The organism is Halobacillus massiliensis, from assembly GCF_900166625.1.
Classification (GTDB): domain Bacteria; phylum Bacillota; class Bacilli; order Bacillales; family Halobacillaceae; genus Halobacillus_A; species Halobacillus_A massiliensis.
Map to the genome: position 1 here is coordinate 1,198,300 of NZ_LT800499.1, position 2,612 is coordinate 1,200,911.

A 2,612-nucleotide genomic window follows, 5' to 3' on the forward strand; every position below is an offset into this window, starting at 1 on the left:
GGTAGTGACCCCTGAAAGTTAGAGTTTTTATTATGCAGCTGATTGGCTGGTTTGAGTTCGGTATTGTATGGGACTTAAACCAGCCAATTTTGCTTTTATGCGTTCATTATTATAGTAGTTCACATATCCCTCAAGTTTTCTTTTAAGCTCTTCATAAGAAACCAGTTCTTCTCCGTAATACATTTCCTGTTTGAGAATCCCGAAAAAATTCTCCATCGCTGCGTTATCTGCGCAGTTTGCTTTTCTGGACATACTTTGAAAGATTTGATGTTTCTTTAAGGTTTTCACCCACGTGTTATGTTGATAATGCCAGCCTTGATCGGAGTGGATGGTTGTTCGGTATTCGGCTTCCGTTCGAATGGTTTCCACTGCTTCATTCAACGGCTTTAAAACAAGGTCCAGGGTTGGTCGTTTAGAAATTCCAAAAGAGACAATTTCCCCATTAAATAAGTCCATAATCGGGCTTAAATAAAGCTTCTCATTTCCTGCACATTTGAATTCCGTCACATCTGTGACTAATTTTTGGAGCCGTATTGGCGTGTGGAACCTGCGTTTTAATCGATTATGAGCCACTTTCCCAACTGTACCTTTGTACGATTTATACCGGGATTTTCTAGTGAATTTCTCACACTTCAATCCGAGCTCACCCATGATCCGATGAACTTTTTTATGGTTGATCCTATACCCCTGATTTCTAAGCTCGAAAGCAATGCGGCGATAGCCATATGTCCCGTTGTGCTTATGAAAGAGTTTCGTAATTATTTCTTTCCACTCTTTATTCGGATCTTCCTTCTGTAACTGCTTCTTCTGGTAATGATAAGTGGCTTCAGGAATGTCCACTCTTCGTAAAGCGTCTTTTACTTTGAATCCTTCTTGTTTGAGTTCGAATACCAGCGCTGCTTGTGCTTTTCGAGATAGGCGTCCGGATTCTCCTGAAAAGCTTTTAACTTTTTTAGATAAGAATTCTCTAAACGTAGGAGTTCATTTTCACGTTCCAATTGTTCTTCCCGAGTTGGTGCTTTTTCTGTTTTGGGTAACTTTTTCTTAGGTTTTTTTGACATAGAAGGCCGTCCTTTCGCTTTTTCCCGGAGGCCCTCGCTCCCTTCCTTCTGAAATATGTTGGCCCAGCTCGCAATTAAAGCAGGGTTGTTCAGTTGGAAGGCAATCGCAGTCTCCTGAAGAGAAGCTCCTGTCTGTTTCCTAAAGTTTAATACATCCATCTTGAATTGGACAGGGTGGACTTGTTTGGAATGCTTCCTTTTTAACCCTTCTTCTCCAAATGCTTGATAAGCACGAACCCAACGTAAGATTTGAGCATCACTAGGAATGGAGTACTTTTTAGCTAATAAAACGTATCCTTTATGTCCTTGAAGATATTCCCTTACCACCTTCAATTTAAATTCCTTACTATACTTTGCCATAGAAAACACCCCGGAAGTTAGATTTTTCACTCTAACTTCCGGGGTGCACTACCATCATGCCTCTCTCTTTTTTCTAATATTAGGTTCTCACTTAAACGTGGAGATGCAATGCTGCTCGGTTCCGTTTACCGTGACAAAGAGAACCGGGCCTGGGGAAACAACTCGCTTTCCATGGGTGAACGGTGAGCTTCCTCGGGCTTTTAGCCCTCCGGGATCTCCCCCTGTTCTATCCTCCCATAGGAGTCTCGCCGTTTCCCCTGGCCTTTATGTTTTTTGGAGTAACGGAACATTTAGTGAGATAAGACTATCTCTTCTCAAGATTAATAAGACTACAGCATTCCGTTTTAACTATCACCGGTAAAGAGGCTGGGAAATGGCGAGACTCCTGCAGGGAGATAGAGCCATGGTGAGATCCGCGAGTGCAACGAGCTAGCTCACCGGCTCCCCGCGGAAAGCGAGCTATTTCCCAGCCGCTTTTTACTGCTCCAGCAAACGGAACAGCCATTTTCCTTCATAAAAGTGAGGTAAACCAAGGGAAATGGTGAGGTCCGGGAGTTCACCGGCTCCCCGTGGAAAGCAAGTCATTTCCCAGCCGCTTTTCTCCGTTACTTGATAAACGGAACCGTCATTCCTAATGGACGTAGAAATAGAATTAGAGTAAGACTAGCCACTAACTCATTTTATTGCTTCAAAAGTAAGAATCTCTGTTGATGCTGATGGAGAGCGGCCATATTCATAATCACTTGATACCGTAACCTCTGTAAAACCGGTCGATTTCAGAATCTGTTTGAACTCTTCCACGCCATACCACCTCATAGGGAAACGTTCGAGTTCTGTTTGGACAAGTTCTCCGTTGCTCCAGCGTTCATACCTGTTATGAGAGACCGTGTATTGTTCAAAGACATTGTGTGCTGTCATCTTACTTTCAAGAGAAATCACATCTCCGTTCTCAAGCTTCCAGGTGCGAGTGGATACTTTACCGATTGGGAAGTCCTTCGGGATAGATAGATCGAGCAGCAAACTACCGCCCGGGGTGAGACTTTTATAAAATTGATGTAAAGCTTTTAACGAATCCTTTCGTTTATGCAAGAGTAAAAACGTTCCTGTGGGAACAATTACAGCTTCATAGTAGGATTCCTTTGAATATGTAGTCATATCAGCTTGAAAAAGGCGAGGATTTATTTTATGATT

General features: G+C 42.7%; 3 protein-coding genes. All 3 read right to left on the bottom strand.

Translation table 11 applies throughout. The annotated features are described in order from the left end of the window. Nucleotides 1-30: 30 nt before the first annotated feature. Nucleotides 31-894: an IS3 family transposase gene (locus tag B7E06_RS05980; protein ID WP_245807801.1), complete on the bottom strand. Its 864-nt coding sequence runs from the start codon at nucleotides 892-894 to the stop codon at nucleotides 31-33. Beyond that, nucleotides 858-1,421 carry a helix-turn-helix domain-containing protein gene (locus B7E06_RS05985; protein ID WP_082233124.1) on the bottom strand — a complete coding sequence of 188 codons (564 nt, stop codon included), beginning with the start codon at nucleotides 1,419-1,421 and terminating at the stop codon, nucleotides 858-860. Before B7E06_RS05985 ends, B7E06_RS05980 begins: the two co-directional genes overlap by 37 nt. A 675-nt stretch (nucleotides 1,422-2,096) precedes the next feature. Next, nucleotides 2,097-2,612: class I SAM-dependent methyltransferase (locus tag B7E06_RS21540; protein ID WP_179133985.1), on the bottom strand; the 516-nt coding region annotated here is incomplete at its 5' end.

Bases quoted from the DNA above. Each gene is read 5' to 3' on its own strand.
- B7E06_RS05985 (WP_082233124.1), bottom strand. From the start codon at position 1,421: ATGGCAAAGTATAGTAAGGAATTTAAATTGAAGGTGGTAAGGGAATAT.